Origin of the sequence: Capsulimonas corticalis (genome assembly GCF_003574315.2) — a bacterium.
In the GTDB taxonomy this organism is placed as follows: Bacteria; Armatimonadota; Armatimonadia; order Armatimonadales; family Capsulimonadaceae; genus Capsulimonas; species Capsulimonas corticalis.
Map to the genome: position 1 here is coordinate 3,485,162 of NZ_AP025739.1, position 19,721 is coordinate 3,504,882.

At 62.4% G+C, this 19,721-nt stretch carries 17 protein-coding genes; 12 read left to right on the forward strand and 5 right to left on the reverse strand.

Annotated elements, in window-relative coordinates:
* The first annotated feature begins 97 nt into the window (after window positions 1-97).
* The 3 genes from ubiE to D5261_RS14920 all read left to right on the forward strand — a co-directional run bounded on the left by ubiE (window position 98) and on the right by D5261_RS14920 (window position 3,732).
* On the forward strand, window positions 98-859 hold the full coding sequence (ubiE, locus tag D5261_RS14910) for a bifunctional demethylmenaquinone methyltransferase/2-methoxy-6-polyprenyl-1,4-benzoquinol methylase UbiE (protein WP_119320532.1): 762 nt from the start codon (window positions 98-100) through the stop codon (window positions 857-859).
* A 23-nt stretch (window positions 860-882) separates the two neighbouring features.
* Window positions 883-1,926, forward strand: a complete 1,044-nt coding sequence (locus D5261_RS14915; RefSeq protein WP_119320531.1) for a polyprenyl synthetase family protein — start codon at window positions 883-885, stop codon at window positions 1,924-1,926.
* A gap of 144 nt (window positions 1,927-2,070) precedes the next feature.
* Window positions 2,071-3,732, forward strand: coding sequence for an ABC transporter permease (locus D5261_RS14920; RefSeq protein ID WP_119320530.1), 1,662 nt, complete (start codon window positions 2,071-2,073; stop codon window positions 3,730-3,732).
* 43 nt (window positions 3,733-3,775) lie between these two features.
* On the opposite strand, the gene lexA is transcribed toward D5261_RS14920, so the two are convergent.
* Window positions 3,776-4,399, reverse strand: a complete 624-nt coding sequence (gene lexA, locus D5261_RS14925; RefSeq protein WP_119320529.1) for a transcriptional repressor LexA — start codon at window positions 4,397-4,399, stop codon at window positions 3,776-3,778.
* Between the two features lie 220 nt (window positions 4,400-4,619).
* Between lexA and D5261_RS14930 the strand changes: the two genes are divergently transcribed.
* Entirely contained in the window at window positions 4,620-5,123 is a 504-nt protein-coding gene (locus D5261_RS14930; RefSeq protein ID WP_119320528.1) for a LysM peptidoglycan-binding domain-containing protein, read from the forward strand.
* Window positions 5,124-5,243: 120 nt separating this feature from the next.
* On the opposite strand, the gene D5261_RS14935 is transcribed toward D5261_RS14930, so the two are convergent.
* Complete coding sequence (locus tag D5261_RS14935; RefSeq protein ID WP_119320527.1) at window positions 5,244-6,092, reverse strand: dihydrolipoyllysine-residue succinyltransferase component of 2-oxoglutarate dehydrogenase complex; 849 nt, start codon at window positions 6,090-6,092, stop codon at window positions 5,244-5,246.
* Between the two features lie 432 nt (window positions 6,093-6,524).
* Between D5261_RS14935 and D5261_RS14940 the strand changes: the two genes are divergently transcribed.
* The 3 genes from D5261_RS14940 (at window position 6,525) to D5261_RS14950 (ending at window position 8,814) form a co-directional block, all read left to right on the forward strand.
* A complete protein-coding gene (locus D5261_RS14940) occupies window positions 6,525-7,448 on the forward strand; it encodes a G5 and 3D domain-containing protein (protein ID WP_119320526.1) in 924 nt (307 codons plus the stop codon).
* 108 nt (window positions 7,449-7,556) lie between these two features.
* Window positions 7,557-8,423 (forward strand): 16S rRNA (adenine(1518)-N(6)/adenine(1519)-N(6))-dimethyltransferase RsmA, encoded by an 867-nt coding sequence (gene rsmA / locus D5261_RS14945; protein WP_119320525.1) that lies wholly within the window; start codon window positions 7,557-7,559, stop codon window positions 8,421-8,423.
* 118 nt (window positions 8,424-8,541) lie between these two features.
* A complete protein-coding gene (locus tag D5261_RS14950; protein WP_119320524.1) occupies window positions 8,542-8,814 on the forward strand; it encodes a 30S ribosomal protein S21 in 273 nt (90 codons plus the stop codon).
* 73 nt (window positions 8,815-8,887) lie between these two features.
* On the opposite strand, the gene D5261_RS14955 is transcribed toward D5261_RS14950, so the two are convergent.
* The 3 genes from D5261_RS14955 to mnmG all read right to left on the reverse strand — a co-directional run bounded on the left by D5261_RS14955 (window position 8,888) and on the right by mnmG (window position 13,192).
* A complete protein-coding gene (locus D5261_RS14955) occupies window positions 8,888-10,054 on the reverse strand; it encodes a Gfo/Idh/MocA family protein (protein WP_119320523.1) in 1,167 nt (388 codons plus the stop codon).
* 27 nt (window positions 10,055-10,081) lie between these two features.
* Window positions 10,082-11,167, reverse strand: coding sequence for a peptidylprolyl isomerase (locus tag D5261_RS14960; protein ID WP_119320522.1), 1,086 nt, complete (start codon window positions 11,165-11,167; stop codon window positions 10,082-10,084).
* Between the two features lie 153 nt (window positions 11,168-11,320).
* Complete coding sequence (gene mnmG / locus D5261_RS14965; RefSeq protein WP_119320521.1) at window positions 11,321-13,192, reverse strand: tRNA uridine-5-carboxymethylaminomethyl(34) synthesis enzyme MnmG; 1,872 nt, start codon at window positions 13,190-13,192, stop codon at window positions 11,321-11,323.
* 504 nt (window positions 13,193-13,696) lie between these two features.
* Here mnmG and D5261_RS14970 point away from each other — a divergent pair.
* The 5 genes from D5261_RS14970 (at window position 13,697) to D5261_RS14990 (ending at window position 19,715) form a co-directional block, all read left to right on the forward strand.
* A complete protein-coding gene (locus D5261_RS14970) occupies window positions 13,697-14,986 on the forward strand; it encodes a DEAD/DEAH box helicase (protein ID WP_218025537.1) in 1,290 nt (429 codons plus the stop codon).
* 84 nt (window positions 14,987-15,070) lie between these two features.
* Complete coding sequence (locus D5261_RS14975) at window positions 15,071-15,832, forward strand: dolichyl-phosphate beta-glucosyltransferase (RefSeq protein WP_119320520.1); 762 nt, start codon at window positions 15,071-15,073, stop codon at window positions 15,830-15,832.
* Window positions 15,829-16,581: a class I SAM-dependent methyltransferase gene (locus D5261_RS14980; RefSeq protein ID WP_119320519.1), complete on the forward strand. Its 753-nt coding sequence runs from the start codon at window positions 15,829-15,831 to the stop codon at window positions 16,579-16,581. The genes D5261_RS14975 and D5261_RS14980 overlap by 4 nt, the downstream gene beginning before the upstream one ends.
* 4 nt (window positions 16,582-16,585) lie before the next feature.
* Window positions 16,586-17,506 (forward strand): metallophosphoesterase, encoded by a 921-nt coding sequence (locus tag D5261_RS14985; protein WP_119320518.1) that lies wholly within the window; start codon window positions 16,586-16,588, stop codon window positions 17,504-17,506.
* 259 nt (window positions 17,507-17,765) lie between these two features.
* Window positions 17,766-19,715 carry a DNA gyrase/topoisomerase IV subunit B gene (locus D5261_RS14990; RefSeq protein ID WP_119320785.1) on the forward strand — a complete coding sequence of 650 codons (1,950 nt, stop codon included), beginning with the start codon at window positions 17,766-17,768 and terminating at the stop codon, window positions 19,713-19,715.
* Window positions 19,716-19,721 lie beyond the last annotated feature (6 nt).

The following is a 19,721-nucleotide window of genomic DNA, read 5'->3' on the forward strand; positions in this document are numbered from 1 at the left end:
CTGGGTTTTGCCCCTGCCGGGCGTCCCGTATTGGCGCATTGACAGTTCACCGCCTAACTGGTATAATCCTGTTTCAGAGATTGCGGAGTTTTTCACAATGTCCGGCGCCACTTCTCAAAAACTGTCTCATGTCCCTGTTTTGGACCAGCCCGTCACCCCGGCGGAGAAGGCGCGATACGTGCGCTCGATGTTCGACGACATCGCGCACCGATACGATCTTCTGAACACCGTTCTGTCCGCTGGAATTCACCATTCGTGGCGCACCTTCGCCACACGCTGCGCCGCTCTTCAGCCTGGCGATCAGGTGCTGGATCTTTGTACGGGAACCGGTGATTGGACCGTCCTGCTGCGCCGCGCCGTCGGCCCGCGCGGCCAGGTCATCGGTCTCGACTTCTCCCTTCCCATGCTGCAAAGCGGAATTCGCAAGTTCAAGCAGGCGCGGGCGCAGTTCGCGCAGGGCGACGCCGTGCGTCTGCCGCTGGCGTCCGGCGTGTTCGACGCCGTGACCGTCGCGTTTGGAATCCGTAATGTGGCCGAGATCGATCGGGCGTTCGTGGAGATCGCGCGAGTCCTGAAGCCGGGCGGCCGGGTGGTTTGTTTGGAGTTCGCGACGCCGCATCCCGGATTGTTTCAACAGTTCTACTCCCTGCACTCGCGTTATGTGATGCCCCGCCTGGGCGGAGCCCTCAGCGGTCGTCCTGACGCTTATACATACTTACCTGAATCGGTCATCCGTTTCAAAACTCGCGAAGAATTGGCGCAGATCATGCGCGACGCGGGTTTGAACCCCGTCCGATATGTCGATTTGACCTTTGGTCTGGTCTGCGTCCACGTCGGACACAAGCCGGACGCCGCGTGAGCGGACTCCCAGAAAGCACCGCGATGAGCGCACCCGCAACCAGCCCGCCTTCCATGGCGGAAGATCCTCTGGGCCAGAAGCCCGCCAGCGAGACGGGATTTTTGGATCCGATCCTGAGCGATCTGTCGGCGGTCGAGACCCTGCTCAATGAAGAGATCCGGTCCGACGTCCGCGCCGCCTACGCCATTTCCGGCCACACGCTATCCGCCGGCGGCAAGCGCCTGCGTCCCGCGCTGCTCGTGCTCTCGGCGCGCGCCGCGCAGTGCGCCTATCCCGCCCGCACCATCACCGCCTCCGCTTCCGCCGCAGAACTGATCCATATGGCGTCGCTGATCCATGACGACGTGGTGGACAACGCGACTGAGCGGCGTGGGCGTCCGACGGCGAACGCCGCCTATGGCAACCAGATCAGCGTTCTGGTCGGCGATTATCTCCTGGCGAAGAGCATTTACCTTGCGGCGCGCGAGGGCAACATCGACGTCATCCGTGTCTTCAGCAACGTCACCATCGGCCTGAGCGAAGGCGAAGTGCTTCAGATCACGGCCAAGGGCGATGTCGATACGACGGAAGAGACCTACCGCAAGATCATCGAGAAGAAGACCGCCGGGTTTATCGCCGGCTGCTGCGAGATCGGCGGCATGCTCGCCGAGGCGCCGCCGGAATCGATCGCCGCGCTGGCGTCCTACGGCATGAACTGCGGCCTCGCCTTCCAAGTCGCCGACGATCTGCTGGACTACGTCGGCGACCCCAAAGTGACCGGCAAGGCGCTCGACGGCGACCTGCGCGAAGGCAAGATGACCCTGCCGCTGATTCTCGCCGTGCGCGACGCCAGCGAAGCCGAGCGCGAGCAGCTCATGCAGACCCTGCAAACTCCCGAAGACCTGTCCGACGCCGATATCGCGCGGGTCCACCAGGCGATCGAAAACTGCGACGGCTACCGGCGCACCATGGAAGCGGCGCAAGCCTACGCTCAGAGCGCGAAAGACGCTCTGTCGGTTCTGCCCGCCTCCCTGTACCGCGACTCCCTGGCCGCCCTCGCCGACTACGCCGTGACGCGGCAGCGCTAGGCGCGGCGCAAATGCGTCTTTTCTGGACGCCAAGCGTTTAACAAAGATTAGTCACACCCTGGCGGCGCAAGCGCCAAGGATATTTGCCGTCCTCTGGCGAACCCTTTCCCCGACCTCATCCGTTCAACGCTCAGGAGGCCGTCAATGCCCGCTGGTAAATGGACGTTCGACAATCCCGTCATCGCCAAGGAGCTGCGTGGGCGCATGCGCGGGCCGCGCGCTTACTGGATGCTGTTTGGGTATCTGAGCCTGCTCTCCGTCTCCACGCTGCTTTCGTATTACGCCTGGTGGCGCTCGCACGCCTCAGAGCTCGCCAACGGCGCGATCGCCGGCAGCTTCACGGCGGGACGCGAGTTCTACATGATCCTGTTCGCCGTGCAGGCGTGCTTGGTCGCCCTGATCGCTCCGGCGCTTACCTCGGGGGCGATCTCCATTGAGCGCGAGCAGCGGACGCTGGAGATGCTCCAGTGTACGACGCTCCGCCCGCGCGCGCTGGTTGCCGGGAAGCTCGTCGCTTCCTTGTCCTATGTGATCCTGCTGCTCACTTCGTCGATCCCCCTGATCTCGCTGTGTTTTCTGCTCGGCGGCGTCTCTCCCGAGGAGGTCGGCGCGGCGTACTTGATGCTGATCTGCGACGCCTTCTTCTTTGGCTCCGTCGCGCTCTGCTGGTCGGTTTACGCGGCGAACACCGTTACGTCCGTGATCCTGTCGTATCTGACGCTCGTGGTTTATTTTTGCGTGACGCTGCCGCTGGGACTGGCCGGGCTCTTTGGCGGCTTCGGCATGGGGCGGATCTCCCTGGTGGCGCTGAACCCGGTCGGCGCGATGGCCGCGACGAGTTCCGAGTCCTGGTACGGAGCGCATGCGCCTGCGTGGGGGCTGGCCGTGCTGGTCAATGGGGGATTGGCGCTGCTTGCCTGCCGTCTGGGCGTGCATCGCTTGGAGGATGAAGCGATCCGGCGCACGTTCCGTCTGCGCTGTTATCTGTTCGCCGTGATCATGGGATTGATCGTGGTCGTGGACGGCGGAAATCTCGGAGTGTTGACGGGGGGCGCTGGCGCTGACCGAATGGCCGTTTTGGGAGCGGTTGGGCTGGGAGCGCTGCTGCTCTTCCTCCCGCCGCTGGTCACCGGAGAAGCGCGAGACCTCGATCCGCCTTATGGAGCGCAGGGATGGCGCTGGCTGACGTTCGACGTGCGGGACGTATTCCGGACCGCTTCGCTGCGCGCGGTCTTCCCAACGGCTGTGGTGACGACCCTGGCGGCGTCGGCGGCCTCCGCAATCGCCTGGATGGCCTGGAGGAAAGTCGTGTCGGGCGCATTCCGCATTCCGCATTTGGCCGTGATCCTTGCCCCGTCGCTCGCGCTTCTGCTCTCGGCAAGTATCTTTATCGCGGGAATCGGCCTGTTTCTGTCCGTGCTGCTCCGAAACCGCTGGGGCGCATTATGCCTGTCCTATGTGGCGATCTTTCTGGCGATGGTCGCGCCGGCGATCGCCTATCTGAGCGTCGATAATGAAGACGCCGCCCGAGTCGCTCATGACCCCGGGATTTACCTGATGTACCTCTCTCCGGTCACCGCCGTCGCCGAAGCTGTTCAAACGTTCGATCCCGCTCCCTACAACAAACTGGCGCTCGGTCCGTATTTGGCCGGCTATGGACACGGCATGGTCTGGGCGATCAGCTCGGTCCTCTACGTGCTCTTGGCCGCGGTCCTGGCCGCGCTCGCGCACCGGATCCACGCCCGCCGCGCCGCCGGCGAACGCGTCCGCGCCGCGAAAGCCGACAAAACAAACGCCGCCGCGTAAAACGCGGCGGCGATTCCCCGATCCTCAAACTTCTCTGAGTTCGCTAAAACTTCTTGATCGCCAGCAGCACGCGGCCGAGGATGGATACATCCTGGCTGATGATGGGCTCGAAGTCCGGGTTCTGCGGCTGTAAGCGCACGCCGCCTTTTTCTCCGTAAAATGTTTTGACGGTTGCGTCGTCGCCGATCAGGGCGACGACGATTTCGCCGTCGCGCGCCGTGGTTTGTTTGCGGGCGATGACGATGTCGCCGTTATCGATCCCCGCGCCGACCATGGAGCGCCCCGTGACTTCCAGGGCGAATAGATCGCGTCCGCTCTCGGACCCGCGCGGCAGCAGGGAGAGGGGCAGGGGAAGCATCTCGGGCGTCTCGGACTGTTCGGCGAGCATGGGGACGCCGCCGGCCACTTTTCCCAGCAGCGGCACGCAAATGGCGCGGCCGAGCTGCATGGGAGTCCCCTCGTCCATCAATTCGATTCCACGTTTGTAGCGATCTCGCCGAATATAACCTTTGAGTTCGAGATTATCTAAATGTTTTTTGACCGTGCAGCTGGAGCTCAGATTGACGAGCGCGCCGATTTCGCGGACCGTGGGGGCGTGACCCCGGATTTCTATCTGCTGTCGAATGACAGCGAGTATGTCTTGCTGTTTTTCGGTTAAAGTAGTCATTAAGGAACCTCATAGAGTGCAAAAGAGGCGGAATAAGTGCATATAGCGCTAGTATACCCGCATTTACGCAAGCGTTCACACAAAAGTTTCTTTTTTTACGCTCTTGGGGATAACTTTTCTTGACTCGGGAGCCGTTCTTTGGTATACTCTGGGTGTGGCGAACATTAGTTTGCCCGAAACATTAGTTTGCTGTGTTGATCAACTGTTGAGGAGACTTCCGATGGGTGCTTTGAGAATTGATGTGTGTGAGAATGCGGCGTCAGACGAGCTCGTGGAGAGCGTTTCCGCTCCGCGTCTGGTGCTGACCAGCTTTGAAGAACTGCCGCCCGAAGTCAAGAAGACTTCGCCGGTGAAAAATAACGCGCGTGTTCGCCGCGAGCGCCGCCGCCGGCGCGACGGCTACTGGCTTTCGGCTGTAATGATCTGCCTGACCATGGCCGCCGGAGGCGGCGTCTGGAGCACGCTGGCGCATATGCAGGCGGCGCATCCCGAGGAGACAATTACCGTTACGGTCAAGCCGGGCGATACGCTCTGGAAGTACGCCAAACGCTTCGGATCCTCGGATCGCTACATTCTGGACCAGGTCGACGATCTGGCGCGCGCGAACTCACTGTCGAGCCGCGCGGCGCTGATCCCGGGACAGCATTTGAAGATCGCGGTCACCAATCCCGTCGAGCTCGCGAAGCTGGAGACGAGCCGCGAACTAAAGCTCGCTCATCGGTAATATTGCCCGCTCATTTTGCTGGGACGGCTGAAATGCAAACGCCCCGCCTGTCGACTAAGACAGGCGGGGCGTTTGTTTGCGCGTCGGTCTTAAGAAACTTAAGTCTTAAGACTACGTTTCTTAAGAAACGCCGGCGGGTTCGGCGTCGTACGCCGTCGCGGCTTCACGGACTTCGCGGCCTTTGTTTTCCTTTTGACAGGTCGGGCAGAGATCGACGCCGTAGTTGCGGATCGACAGTTCGTGCTGGGACTTGGTCAGCGTTTTATTGCAGTTCTGGCACGTGGGCGGTCCGGAGGGCGCCTCGGGCTTTGGCTTTGCCTCAGCCGGGTCTTGCGCGGCTTTCCCGCTGGGAGCCGGCTCCTCGCCGAAGGGATTGTCGTCGTCCTCCAGGGCGGGGCGGGATGGGCGCTGTTCCTGCGCCGCCGGCGCGCCGGCGCGCTGCGGGCGTCCGTTATCCTGCGGGCGTCCATTGTCCACGCGCCCAATGTCCTGTGGGCGTCCGTTATCCGAGCGGCCGTTGTCCGGCGCGCGGTCGAAGCGCGGAGGAGGGGAGGGCGCGCGGTCAAAGCGTCCGTTCGGCGGTCCATTGAACCGGTCGGGCCCGCCGCCGCCTTGCGGGCTGTCGGCGAAGCGCCCGACGGTGACTTCGTCGAGCTCCGGCGCGAACTGCGTGCCGTAGCCGCAGAGGGCGAGCGCGCGTCCGACCGCGCCGGTCTCGGCCTTTTCGATATAATCGCCGAAGCCCTTGATGTCTTCTTTCTTCGTCCCCATCGCCATCAGGCGCCCTTCCGCGTTATAGATCCTCGCGCGGAAGATCGCGTAGTTCTTATCGGAGTCGATCGTGATCGGCTCCGTCTCAATTCCCCAGTCCGGATGCTCGCTCCGGAACCAAATCAGACGGGCGGATACCGGAAGATAGGACCGTCCCCCTTGAACTTTGATCAAATGCCGATTCGGATCAAACGTCATCACTCTGCTCCTTAAACCTTGTCAACAATCATCTCTGAACACCGCAAAAGTGTAGATTTTCATTCAAACACCTGTTCGACTAACAGAGGTATTTTACCATAATCTAGTATCGATGTCAAACTTTTATTAAATTTTTTATTATCTATGAATAGCAACAACAGTCAATGCTGAGCTTAACAGAGATTTAACAGAAACAGTCGCGTTGACATTGCCACATATCATATGAGATAATCCCCTTGCGTTGATGAACTAGCAAAGGTCGGCTCGCCATAAGGCGTTCCGGCATGGCGCGTTCCGGAGGTGTCCGGTTCGCGTGCAACCCAAACCTGAGGAGGAGACCATTTGCGAAACACACAAACGACGCGCGTGACTCGGAGCGTATCCGGATTAGAAGTAACATCCGGCGCTGTTGATTCCCACACGTGCGCACCCATGAAGACGTCCCGAAGAAGTAAGACTTCCGTACGTTCTTTCTCTTACATCGCCGTCGCTGGAGTATTCGCGACCGCAACGATGCTTTGCCCCTTTACCGTCCTGGCGCAGAACGCACCCGTTCTCGCCGCGCCGGCCCAGGGATCTCCCACCCCCACCGCGGATGTGAACCGCGGCGCAGCGGAGACGTCCACCGTTCTCGTGACGGATGGCGCCCAGCATGCACAGATCTTCCAAACTGTCGGCCGCACTGTCGCGGGCGCATTGGAAGAGATGAAGATCACCCTCAGCCCTGGCGACAAAGTCGCCCCCCCGCTGACCGCTTCCGTGACTACCGGCACGCCGATCACGATCACTCGTGTCCGTACGGAGAAGCAAACGGAAACGGCGGCAATTCCTTACAAGACCGTCTTCCGGATGAGCCCCGGCGTTCCCGCCGGCCAGATCGTCAAAGGCGCGCATGGACGCGCCGGCGTTCTCACCAAGACGTTCCTCGCGACCTATACGAACGACCATCTGACGAGCCGCAAGCTTGTCTCCAAGGTCGTCACGAAGCCCGCGCAGGATGAAGAGACCCTGGGCGGCGTTCGCCAAATGGCGCGCGCGCTGCCGTCGCGCGGCGGCTCCTATCAGCGCCTCCGCATGATCTCGATGGTCGCGACCGGTTACTCTCCGCGTGAGGGCAACGGACGCGGCATTTGCGCTACGGGAATGCGCGCCGGTTACGGCGTCGTGGCGGTCGATCCTCGCGTGATCCGGCTCCACTCCCGGCTTTACATCGAAGGCTACGGCTACGCCGTCGCTGGAGACACGGGCGGGGCCATCAAAGGCCGCCGTGTGGACCTCGGCCATAATACTTATCGTGAAGCCTGCAATGTGGGCCGCAAGCACGTCAAAGTCTGGGTGCTCGATAACGCCCGCTAATTGCTTTGACAAAACTAGTACGAACGCAAGAATCGCCCTGGCAAATCGCCGGGGCCTTTTTTTGTCCGCCGCCATAGGCCATTTTAGACAATCAGGTACAATGCCGGAATGAACTTATCCAGCCCCGCCGTCGTTTCCGCGATCCTCAAGCGCCACGACCTGCGCCCACGCCGTCGTTTCGGCCAGAACTTCCTGATTGACGCCAATATGCTCGGCAAGATCGTGACCGCCGGCGGGGTCGGCCCGGGCGATCAAGTTCTGGAGATCGGCGCCGGCCTCGGCGTGCTGACCCATGCTCTTGGGGAAACGGTGACGCCCGAGGGACGCGTGGTGACGGTGGAGATCGACCGGGACTTGCTGCCGGTGCTGGAGGAGACCATCGGCTCGCTGGCTCAGGTGAATGTCGTCTCCGCCGACGCCCTTTCGCTCGACTGGCCCGTCTTCCTGCGCGAGCAGTTCTCCGAAGACAAACCCGTCCACACCATCGCCAACATTCCCTATAACATCACGACGCCTTTGCTGACGACGATGGTTGAGAACAAAGACCGCATTTGCGTGATCGTCCTCCTCGTCCAAAAAGAAGTCGCCCAGCGCCTCGCCGCCGCGCCCGCGACCTCCGACTATGGCTCTCTCAGCGTCTACGCCCAGTACCACGCCAAAGTCGAGATCATCGCGACCGTGTCCCGCCGCGTCTTCCTGCCCGCCCCCGACGTCGACAGCGCCATCGTCCGCCTCACCCCGTACACCGAGCCGCCGATCCGCGCCCAGGACGAACCCACCTTCTTCGCCGTCGTCCGCGCCGCCTTCGGCCAGCGCCGCAAAGCCCTCCCCAACGCCCTCACCGGCGACCCCGCCCTCGGCTGGGACCGCGACAAGGCGGCGAAGGCGCTCAGCGCGGCGGGGATCGATCCGCAGAGGCGAGGGGAGACATTGTCGGTAGCGGAGTTTGTGAAATTGGCCGATTCTGGTCTCTAAAAGCTTTTTATCGCTGTTTGATGTACAATAACGCTATTCCGGCTCATGACAGCCGAATCTCATCGGGTAACGCCCGAATCCTCACACTGGCCCGCGTCAGCCATGAAGACGCAGTGGAATGGGATCTTATGTCGTTGTCAGCAATTACGAGAATTTAGATCGAGCCCTGATCGATTTACGAAAACGAGTGCGGAATGAGTATGGACGCCCCTGGTACAAACGGCGTTATGGTTTTTACGAAAAACCGAGCGAGCTGAAACGCAAGCGCAAGAAAATGGGCAGGAGACGCGGCGGCTCCTCTTGCTTCTTTCATCCGGGCTCCCTAAAGCTTCATATCGAGCAAAAAGAGATCTTTGCCCGAACCGGACCGACGACGTCGGTGCAGAAGTAGTCGAACCCCATATCTTCTCCGGAGTCCAAAAAAGCCCAGCGGCAATGCCGCTGGGCTTTTTGAATTTTTCTGCTTAAACGCTGGGAACGTTTTCCCACTTCTTCGTCTCCGCCGCCTTCTCCACCGTTTCCAGAATCACGTTGTTCACGTAGCCGTCGTAGAAGTTCGGCGAGGGCATCTCGTCTTTTCCGAGGGCTGTGAAAACATCAAACAAGAAGTTAATGAAGGTATGCTCGTAGCCGATGTTGTGGGCGGTGGGCCAGTAGTGGCCGCTGTAGGGGTCCTGGCCGCTGGTGACGCTGACGGTTCGGTAGCCGAAGGTGCCGGCGTGGGTGTCTTCGGTATAGATATTCAGCTCGTTGGGGCGCTCCATGTTGAACTGGACGCTGCCCTTGCTGCCGTTGATCTCGAACTGGTTGTAGTTCTTGCGGCCCAGCGCGAACCGGGAGGCTTCGAATGTGCCGACGGCGCCACTCGCGAAGCGAGCTAAGAACAGAGAGGCGTCTTCCACAGTCACTTCGCCCATGACGTCGGAGGCGACGCCGCCCATGCGGTCGTCGGTCGCGGCGAGTTCGGGACGCTGTTTGACAAAAGTTTCCATTACCGACGAAACTTCATCGATCTCGCCGACCAGCCAGCGGGCAGTGTCCACGAGGTGCGCGTTTAGATCGCCGTTGACGCCGCTGCCCGCCAGGTCTTTGCGCAGGCGCCAGACGAGGGGGAAGTTGGGATCGACGATCCAGTCTTGCAGATACGTCGCGCGCCAGTGGTAGATCTTGCCGATCGCGCCTTCGTCGATGAGCTGCTTCGCCAGCGTGATCGCGGGCATCTTGCGATAATTAAAATAGATGGCGTGCTTGACGCCGGCCTCGCGGACGGCGTCGTACATCGCCTTGGCTTCGGCGGCGGTGTTGCCGAGCGGCTTTTCGCACAGGATCGTCTTGCCGGCCTTGGCGGCGGCGATGGCGATCTCGGCGTGCAGATTCCCCGGCACGGCGATATCGATGATATCGATATCGTCGCGCGCGATGAGCTTGCGCCAATCCGTCTCATAGCCTTCCCAGCCCATGAGACCGGCGGCGCGCTGGACGCCGGCCTCATCGCGGCCGCAAATGGCCTTCAGGACGGGTTTGACTTCGAGTTCGTCGAAGAACCGACCGACTTGTCGGTAAGCGTTCGAGTGGGCCTTGCCCATGAACTTGTAACCGATCAATCCCACATTCAATGTCTTTTGCGGCATGGAAGTCCTCTGAGAAGACCTCGCGCTTTATTGCGCGAGGTAGTTGACGATCTTCGCCTTGGCGCGCAGGGTCTGCAAGTAGGCCGGAACCTGCTGTGCGAGCTGCTGCTGCTGAGCCTGCTTGGCCGCCGCGTCGTAGAGCGGCTTGTCCGCCGGCGTCGGGTCGGCGCTGGTGCTGTCCGCCTTGATCAAGTGGAGGCCGTACATCGACTTGACGGGCGTCGGGGTGACTTCACCCTTCTTCAGCTTGAGCGCGGCCGCGAGGAAGGTCGGATCAAACTGCGTCTGGGCGTTGATGATTCCCAGGTCGCCGCCCTTTTCCTTGTTGCTCGGGTCCTCGGAGTACTGCTTGGCGAGGTCTTCGAACTTCTGACCGGCCTTCAGCGCGTCCTGGATCTTCGCGATGATCGTCTGCGCTTCCGCCTCGGTGTGCGGCTTGGCGTCGGGAGCGCCCGTCGGATTCTGGGTCAGGATCAGGATGTGGCGCACGTGCAGCGACGGGATCGTCTGGACAGTGCCGCCGGCCAGTTTTTCCGCCAGCACGCGGTAACGAATGTTATCCTTGAACTCCGCGAGGCTGCGGTGGTTCTGCGCGAGCAGGTCCTCCAGCGAGCGTCCGGGGAACTGCTGGGCGATCTGCTGGCGCGCTTCGGCGATGCGCGACGCGATATCGGCGGGAGTCGCGGTGACGTTCTTCTTCTTCGCTTCCTGGTCCAGGAGCATGTTGTTGATGAACTGATCGACGAGGCTGGGGCCGGCGACTTTCAGCGCCAGCGCGGAGACCTGCGCCGTGGTGATCTTCTCGCCATTGACGGTCGCGGCGACGCCGGGAGGTCCAATGAGCGGCTTAGGCTTGGGGGCCGGCGCCATGGGCGGCGGCGGGGTGAACGGCCGCGACGGCGGAGGCGGGGGCGGTCCGGGATCGGTGGCCGGGGGCGCGGGCGGCGCCGGGTTGGCGGCCGGGGCGGGAGCCGCATTGACCGCGGGAGCCACCGGAGCGGCGTTCGCCGGCGGCGCCGGAGGCGTGGGATTATTGTTCTGGGCGAAGCCTGTGCCGGCGGCGCCGAGCATCATGGCGACGGCGGCGGGCCAGGGGGAAAATCGGCGTTTCAAGTAAGATAGACTCCTTTCACATTCAAGGCGAATGCGCGCTCCTATGTTACACGAAATGAGAAGGAGCGTCAAGAGTTTACCCGTAGAAATACGGGGATTTGTCCCTATCCGCCTTACAATTGACGGATAGGGGGCGGGACTGATGAGATTGGATTAAACCAGCGCCGCTTCCGTGCGCCGGGACTGCTCCAGATAGACGCTCAGCACGGCGATGTCGGCGGGGGTGACGCCGGGGATGCGGGACGCCTGGCCGAGGGTCGCGGGCCGCACGCGCTTGAGCTTTTCCCGGCCTTCCGTGGAGATGGCGCGGATCGGGGCATAGTCGAACGCTTCGGGGATGGCGACATCCTCGCGGCGGCTCGCCGAAAGCACTTGCTCCTGCTGCCGCTTGATGTATCCGTCGTACTTCACCTGAATCTCGACTTGCTCGGCGATGATCGGGGCGATTGCCGGACCTGAGGCGAGGGCCTCCAGGCCGCCGTAGCGCATTTCGGGGCGGCGCAGGATCTCTTCGAGTGATGTCCGCTGGCTGATCGGCGCCATGCCGAGCGAGGCGAGCTGCGCGTTGTGCGCGCCCGTCAAATATGTCGTGCGCAGGCGCGCCTTTTCCATCTCGACCGCCGCGCGCTTTTCCTGGAAACGCTCCCAGCGCTCGTCGGGGACAAGGCCGGCGTCGCGCCCGAACTCGGTCAGGCGCAAATCGGCGTTGTCCTGGCGCAGCAAGAGCCGATGCTCGGCGCGGGAGGTCAGCAGGCGATAGGGCTCGTCGGCGCCCTTGGTCACGAGGTCGTCGATCATGACGCCGATATAGGCTTCCGAGCGCTTCAGTACAAAGGGATTGCGTCCGAGCGCGCGCAGCGCGGCGTTGGCGCCCGCCATCAGTCCCTGCGCGCCGGCTTCTTCATACCCCGACGTGCCGTTGATCTGGCCGGCGAGAAACAGGCCGGGCAGGCGCTTGGTCATCAGGGCGTGGGTCAGCTCGGTCGGCGGCACGGCGTCGTACTCCACGGCGTAGCCGGCCTTCAGCATTACACACTCCTCCAGGCTGGGGATGGTGTGCAGAAACGCCAATTGGACTTCCTCGGGCAGCGAGGTGCTGGTTCCCTGGACGTAGATAGAATCCGTGTCCCAGCCTTCCTGCTCCAGAAACACTTGATGGCTTTCGCGCTGGCTGAACTTGACGATCTTGTCTTCAATGCTCGGGCAGTAGCGGGGACCCAGCCCTTCAATATATCCGCCGTACATCGCCGACCGGTGCAGGTTCGCCTGGATCACATCACGCGTCCGCGTGTTGGTGTAGGTCAGCCACGAAGGCAGCAGGCCGGGAATATCGACGGCGTCGTGCATAAAGCTGAACGGCGGCGAATCGGGTTCGGACTCGATGGGCTGCGTCTTCGAGAAATCAATGGACTTCTTATCGATGCGCGGCGTCGTTCCCGTTTTCAGACGCACCGTGGGGAAGCCGAGGCCGCGAATAGTGTCCGACAGCGCGACCGAGGGCGCTTCGCCTGTGCGTCCGGCGGGAATGCGCTTGTCGCCGATGTGGATCATGCCGCGCAGGAACGTGCCCGTGGTGATGACGACGCTGGGGGCGCGCAGCGTTTCGCCCGTGTGCGTGCGCACGCCGGCGACGGCGCCGTTTTCAATGATCAAATCATCGGCGGCGCCCGCGAGCAGATCGACATTCTCCGCGGCGTCCAGCGTCGCGCGCATCGTTTGCGAATAAAGCTTGGTGTCGCACTGCCCGCGCAGCGCCTGGACCGCCGGTCCCTTGCCGGTGTTCAGCATCCGGATATGCGTGAGCGTCCGGTCGGCGTTGATGCCCATCTGGCCGCCGAGCGCGTCGATCTCACGCACGAGATGGCCTTTGGCCGGACCGCCGATGGAGCAGTTGCAGGGCATCAGCGCCACCTTGTCCAGATCCAGCGTCAGCACCGCCGTCCGCGCGCCGACCCGCGCCGCCGCCAGCGCCGCCTCCGCGCCGGCATGCCCGGCGCCGATTACGATAACGTCATAGTCGTTCATGTGAGTTGCTCAGTATGCCCCTGAGAACCCCGGTTATGAAACCCGGGGCTGGGAGCCTTCGGCTAAGCGTCCGTGCCGGACGCAAATGCTGGGTATCGATCACAAATCTCTTCCGTCCGGCACGGACGGTTAGCGTCTCGCTCCCAGCCCCGGGTTTCATAACCGGGGTGTATGGCTTTCCAGTGAGCAACGCATGAGATGTATATAATACCATTTTCCTCTCCCTCGCCAATCCGCCTTTGACAAACAGACCGTCAGCGGGTATACTGTGCCCGTTAGTTTCACTCCACACGCTTGCTTCTTTCCCAATTAAAGCCCGGGAGAGGTCAATTATCTCTCCATTATAGAGGCCAGCAGAATTATTTACGACCAGGGACATGCCGCCTCGCTTTTCTTGTGCCGGTCGATTTATGTGAGTGGAATGGGACTCGCTTGCCGCCATGCCGCCATCCGAGGCGGAGCGCGGCCTTCCTCCACACGACCGGAGGAGAAAAGGATCACTTTTTGCAAACTTTCACTGACCTTCCTCTGACGGAAACTCTGCAGCGCAACCTCGCGGCCGCTCAGCATGAGACTCCGACCGAAATTCAGGCGCTTTCGCTTCCCGCGGCTCTGACCGGAGGCGACCTGATCGCCTGCGCCCAGACCGGCGGCGGCAAGACCGCCGTTTACGCGCTCACCATCCTGAACAACCTGTCGCAAGCCGAAGGCGCCGGACACAGCCACCCGCGTGCGCTGATCCTGGTTCCGACACGCGAGCTCGCCGTTCAGGTCGAGAATAACTTCGCGCTCTACGGCAAGGGCACCGGCCTGCGCGGCGTCGCCATCTACGGCGGCGCGGGCATGGGCCAGCAGATCATGCGCCTTCGCCGCGGCGTCGATGTCATCATCGCCACGCCCGGACGACTCTTCGACCACATGGAGCAGGGGAATGTCGACCTTTCCAAGGTCTCCATTCTCGTACTCGATGAGGCCGACCGCCTGCTGGACATGGGCTTCATGCCGCAAGTCAAGCGGATCGTCGCCACCATCCCCGACGAAGGACGGCAGACCATGCTGTTCTCCGCGACGATGGACGGCGATGTCGAGAAGCTGGCCCGCGCCTATCTGACCGATCCGGAGATCGTCAACGCGCAGCCCCGCTCCACGGCGGTCCCGCAGATCGAACAGGTCGTGCATCGCGTCACTCAGGGCGAAAAGGGCGACTTGCTCATGACGCTTCTGGGCGAAGCCCGCGAAGTCGACGGCGGCGCGCTGGTCTTCACCCGCACCCGCCACGGCGCCGACCGCCTCGACCAGATCCTGGCCGAAGCCGGTCTCCGCAGCGGCTGCATCCATGGCGACATCTCCCAGAACCAGCGTGAGCGCGTCCTGGCTCGCTTCCGCGCCAAGCGCATCGATGTTCTGGTCGCCACCGACGTCGCCGCTCGCGGCATCGACGTCCCGCACATCACGCACGTCATCAACTACGACGTCCCGGTTTGCGCGGAAGACTACATCCACCGCATCGGCCGCACCGGCCGCGCGGGCCGCACCGGCAAGGCGTTCACCTTCGTGACGCACGGCGACACCGCCCAGCTGCGCGCGATCGAAAAGCTCGTCGGCCAGCGCCTCGACCCGAACCCGCCCTCGGCGGATGAGAACCGTCGTCCCGGCGGCGGCGGCCGTGGCCGATACAGCGGTGGTGGCGGCGGCGGTAACTTCCGCGGCGGCTACGGCGGCAATCGCAGCGGCGGCAGTGGCTACGGCGGCGGAGGCGGCTTCGACCGCGGCGGCTCGCGTCGTCCTCGCTAACCAATCGACCAAAAACCGGCCTGGCGTACGCCAGGCCGGTTTTTGCTTGACAATTTCCCCCTTCTGTCCCCATAATGAACGATAATGTCTGTCTCAGTTGTCATTCCTGCGTTCGATGAAGAGCTGCGGCTACCCGCTACTCTGGCCGCCACGGCGGCTTACTTTCAATCCCTCGGTGAGGAATACGAAATCCTGGTGGTCGATGACGGCAGCCGGGATCGGACGGCGCAGGTTGTGGCCGATTTCCAGAAGGCGCACCCAGAGTATCCCGTCCAGTGTCTCGAATACGGCGGCAACCGGGGTAAGGGATACGCCGTGCGCTTTGGGATGCTGCGCGGGATGTATGAGCGACGCTTGTTCTGTGACGCCGACCTCGCCACGCCCGTGGAAGAGTACGCGCGCGTGGTGGCGGCGATGGATCGGGACGGCGCGCAGGTGGGGATTGGCTCCCGTCCGCTGCAGCAGTCGAATCTGATAGTGCATCAGCCGTGGTACCGCGAGGTGCTGGGGCGCGGCTTTAACAAAGCGGTGCAATTGCTGGCGGTGCCGGGGATCGCCGATACGCAGTGCGGATTTAAGATCTTCTCGGCCGCCGCGACTCAGGATGTCTTCTCCCGGTGCCAGCTCGACGGCTTCGCCTTCGACTGCGAGGCGCTGTATATCGCCCGTCGTCTCGGCTACACCATCACCGAAGTCCCCATCCGCTGGTCACACAAGGACGGCTCCAAAGTGAGCATGATCCGTGACGGCCTCAAAACTCTCTACGATCTCGCGACCATTCGAGTTCTCCATCGGCGTCTGAAGACGCCCGCCGCGTCCACGCTCCCTGCCGACACCAAAGTATGAAACACGAAGAATATGAGCGTATGTATCGGTTCGAGGATACATACTGGTGGTTCGTCAGCCGGCGCCACTTGATCGTCTCCCTGCTCGAAACGCACTACCCCCGCGCATCTGGCCTGCGCATTCTCGATATCGGCTGCGGCACCGGCGCGATGCTGGAGGAGCTTTCCGACTTCGGCGAGGTGACCGGCGCGGACTTCGCGCTGGAAGCCCTGCATTTCTGCCGTGAGCGTAACCCGGCGCAGACGCTGGCGCGCGCCGACGCCCGCCGTCTCCCGTTCGCCACCGGCTCGTTCGATGTGGTGACCGCGATGGACGTGGTCGAGCATATCGACAACGACAAGGCGGCGATGTCGGAGATCCTGCGCGTCCTCAAACCCGGCGGACGGGTGTTCGTGACGGTTCCGGCTTACCAATCTCTCTGGAGCGAGCATGACGAGGCGCTGCACCATTACCGCCGCTACACCTCGGGATCGCTCAAGGATGTCTTTCAGCGCGTGGGCTTGAATGTCGAGCGTCTGTCGTACGCCGTCACCGCGCTGTTCCCGCTGGCGTGGATGTATCGCAAGGCGCAGAACATGCTGCCGAAGCGCCGCGAAGACGGGGAAAAGAAGGCGAACTTGATTGAGTTTTCCGCGCCGGTGAACCGGGCGCTGATCTCGCTGCTGCGCAAGGAAGCGGACTTTGTCCAGCGCGCTTCGCTGCCGTTCGGTCTCACCGTGGCCTGCGTCGCGCGCAAGGGGAGCGATTGAGCCCATGCGCAAGGCAGTCCTGACGGCGGCGGGAGCGCTGGGCGCGGCGGGCGCCGCCGCGCTTGCTTACGCCACGGCCATTGAGCCCTACGATATCCGTATCGAGCATATCGAGCTGACATCGCCGCGCCTCCCGGCGGCGTTCGACGGCTACACTGTCTACCAGATCTCCGATATCCATATGCGCCAGATGGGGCGGCGCGAGCGCAAGATCCGCACGATTTTGAAGTCGCTGCCTCCCGCCGATCTGATTACGCTGACGGGCGACTTGATCCACACGCGCGCCGGAACGGATCCCTTTTTCGAACTGGCGAAATCCTTCCAATCCCGCGACGGCGCGTACTCCGTCTTCGGCAACTCCGAGCATAAAAACGGTGTGCGACCGGGCCTGTTCGCCGCGCAGCTGGCGGGGCGCGGCCTGCACCCGCTGCTGAACGCGCATACCGTGATTGCGCGGGGCGGGGAATCGATCGTGCTCGCGGGCGTCGACGACCCCGTGAACGACCTGGACCGCCTGTCCGACGCCCTGGCGGGCGCTCCCCCGGACAAGTTCATCCTTCTGATGATGCACAGCCCCGACAGCGTCGCCGACGCCGTGGCGCAGGATGTGGACGTGGTGCTTTCCGGCCACACGCATGGCGGTCAGGTCTGTTTCCCCTTCATCGGCGCGCCGTACACGCACAGCCTCTTCGGCAAGGAGATGAGCAGCGGTTACTACGCCGGCATGAAGCTGCGCAAGGTGATCGGAATCGCGCCGGGGCGCACGCAAATGTACGTCACGCGGGGGCTGGGAGTGAGCGGTTTGGCGCTGCGATTCTTGTGTCCGCCGGAGCTGACGATCGTGACGCTGCGGCGCGGCGCGCCGAGTTTTCGAGCGCTTCCGGAAACGCCTGCGCGGACCCTGGAATCGGCGTCGATTCGTTGACACTTGTCACAGAATATGCTATAATATATACACAATTTCGACAACTCGTTGGTAGTTGTTGATAGATTCCAATGCGAGAGATTTGGTGTAGGAGCAACGACACGTTATGGCGCAAGGCAACACGTTAAAGGAAGAAGTGATCGAACGCGCGTTGGCGCAGCAAAATGGCGGCGACGGAGCCGAAAACGGCGCGCACGCGCTGCTGGACACGACCGGCAAACAGGTCGTTCTGGAGGTCGAGGATACCGACGGCACGCGGATGAGCCACGTGACGACGGAGTACACGGCGGACAGTCTGCGTCTTCTCGAAGGCGTCGAGCACGTGCGCCATCGCCCCGCCATGTATATCGGCGACACGGGGTCCGCGGGGCTGCACCACTTGATGTACGAGATCGTCGACAACAGTATCGACGAAGTGCTGGCGGGCCGCGCGAGCGAGATCTGGGTAACGCTGAACGCGGACAAGTCGATCAGCGTGCGCGATGACGGCAACGGCATTCCGACCGGCATCAACACGGCGACCGGCCTTTCGGGCGTCGAGCTGGCGATGACCAAGCTGAACGCCGGCGGCAAGTTCGGCGACGGCGGCTATAAGGTCTCGGGCGGCCTGCACGGCGTCGGCCTCTCCTGCGTCAACTTCCTTTCCGAATGGTGCGAAGCGGTTGTCGAGCAGAAGGGCAAGAAGTTCCTGCTCCGCTGCGAGCGCGGCATTCCCAAGGGCGGCCTTCAAGTCGTCGGCAAGTCCGACGGTCACGGCACCACGCTGACCTGGCTCGCCGACACCGAGATCTTTGGGGAGTACACGTACAAGCCCGAGATTTTTGAAGCGCGTATTCGCAACACCTGCTATCTCAACCGCGAAGTGACCATCCACTTCCACGACAAGATGAGCGGCGCGGAGCCGAAGACGTACCACTACGAGCGCGGGATCGCCGAACAGGTCGAGCACCTGAACGAAAACCATACCGTCCTTGCCGACGCGATTTACTTCATGAAAACGCGCGATGAAGTGCAGGTCGAGGTCGCGCTCCAGTACAACACGACGTATTCCGAGACCGTGCTTTCGTTCGCGAACAACGTGCATACGAAAGAAGGCGGCACGCACCTTTCGGGTTTCCGTACGGCGCTGACCCGCGTGGTCAACCAGTACGCCCGCAAGAGCGGCGCGCTGAAAGAGAAGGACACCAACCTGTCCGGCGACGATGTCCGCGAGGGTCTGACCGCCGTCATCTCCGTCCGATTGTTCAAGCCGCAGTTCGAGGGCCAGACCAAGGCGAAGCTGGGCAACTCCGAAGTCGAAGGCATCGTCAATTCGATCGTCGGCGAAGGGCTGAGCCAGTTCCTGGAAGAGAACCCGAATGTCGGCAAGCGGATTGTCGACAAGGCCCTGACCGCGCAGCGCGCCCGCGACGCCGCCCGCAAGGCCGCCGACCTGATCAAGCGTCAGAGCAGCCTGGAAAACTCCAACCTGCCCGGCAAGCTGTCCGACTGCACCGAGCGCGACCCCAAGAAGTGCGAGCTGTTCTTGGTTGAGGGAGACAGCGCCGGCGGCAGCGCCAAGCAGGGCCGCGACCGACGCTATCAGGCGATCCTGCCGCTGCGCGGCAAGATCATCAACGTCGGCAAGGCGGCGCTGGACAAGGCGCTGGAGAACAACGAGGTCCGGAGCCTGATCACGGCGCTGGGCATCGGCATCAAATTGGACAGCGACGAGAACGACGACGGCGAATCGACGAGCAAGTTCGATATGACTCGTCTGCGCTACGACCGCATCATCATCATGACGGATGCGGACGTGGACGGCGACCATATCCGCACGCTGCTGCTGACGTTCTTCTTCATGTACATGCAGCCGCTGATCGCCGGCGGTCACGTCTATGTCGCCAAGCCGCCGCTGTACTCGATCAAGTCCGGCAAGGACACGCGCCATTACGCTCGTTCGAACGAGGAGCGCGACCAGATCCTGAGCACGATCAAGCGCAAGGAAGTCCAGGTCGGTCGCTTCAAGGGACTGGGCGAGATGGACGCCAGCCAGCTCTACGACACGACGATGAACATTGAGACCCGCACCATCGGCCGCGTCACCATGGACGACGCCGAGGCGGCCGCCGAGATGTTCTCGATCCTGATGAGCGACAAAGTCGAGCCGCGCAAGCAGTTCATCATCCGCTACGCGAAAGAAGTCCAGAACGTGGACTGGCACTGCTAAAGGCGT

Excerpts from the sequence above, each read along its gene's own strand:
- ubiE (WP_119320532.1), top strand. The coding sequence starts at position 98 with ATGTCCGGCGCCACTTCTCAAAAACTGTCTCATGTCCCTGTTTTGGAC.
- D5261_RS14915 (WP_119320531.1), top strand. The coding sequence starts at position 883 with ATGAGCGCACCCGCAACCAGCCCGCCTTCCATGGCGGAAGATCCTCTG.
- D5261_RS14920 (WP_119320530.1), top strand. The coding sequence starts at position 2,071 with ATGCCCGCTGGTAAATGGACGTTCGACAATCCCGTCATCGCCAAGGAG.
- lexA (WP_119320529.1), bottom strand. The coding sequence starts at position 4,399 with ATGACTACTTTAACCGAAAAACAGCAAGACATACTCGCTGTCATTCGA.
- D5261_RS14930 (WP_119320528.1), top strand. The coding sequence starts at position 4,620 with ATGGGTGCTTTGAGAATTGATGTGTGTGAGAATGCGGCGTCAGACGAG.
- D5261_RS14935 (WP_119320527.1), bottom strand. The coding sequence starts at position 6,092 with ATGACGTTTGATCCGAATCGGCATTTGATCAAAGTTCAAGGGGGACGG.
- D5261_RS14940 (WP_119320526.1), top strand. The coding sequence starts at position 6,525 with ATGAAGACGTCCCGAAGAAGTAAGACTTCCGTACGTTCTTTCTCTTAC.
- rsmA (WP_119320525.1), top strand. The coding sequence starts at position 7,557 with ATGAACTTATCCAGCCCCGCCGTCGTTTCCGCGATCCTCAAGCGCCAC.
- D5261_RS14950 (WP_119320524.1), top strand. The coding sequence starts at position 8,542 with ATGGGATCTTATGTCGTTGTCAGCAATTACGAGAATTTAGATCGAGCC.
- D5261_RS14955 (WP_119320523.1), bottom strand. The coding sequence starts at position 10,054 with ATGCCGCAAAAGACATTGAATGTGGGATTGATCGGTTACAAGTTCATG.
- mnmG (WP_119320521.1), bottom strand. The coding sequence starts at position 13,192 with ATGAACGACTATGACGTTATCGTAATCGGCGCCGGGCATGCCGGCGCG.
- D5261_RS14975 (WP_119320520.1), top strand. The coding sequence starts at position 15,071 with ATGTCTGTCTCAGTTGTCATTCCTGCGTTCGATGAAGAGCTGCGGCTA.
- D5261_RS14980 (WP_119320519.1), top strand. The coding sequence starts at position 15,829 with ATGAAACACGAAGAATATGAGCGTATGTATCGGTTCGAGGATACATAC.
- D5261_RS14985 (WP_119320518.1), top strand. The coding sequence starts at position 16,586 with ATGCGCAAGGCAGTCCTGACGGCGGCGGGAGCGCTGGGCGCGGCGGGC.
- D5261_RS14990 (WP_119320785.1), top strand. The coding sequence starts at position 17,766 with ATGAGCCACGTGACGACGGAGTACACGGCGGACAGTCTGCGTCTTCTC.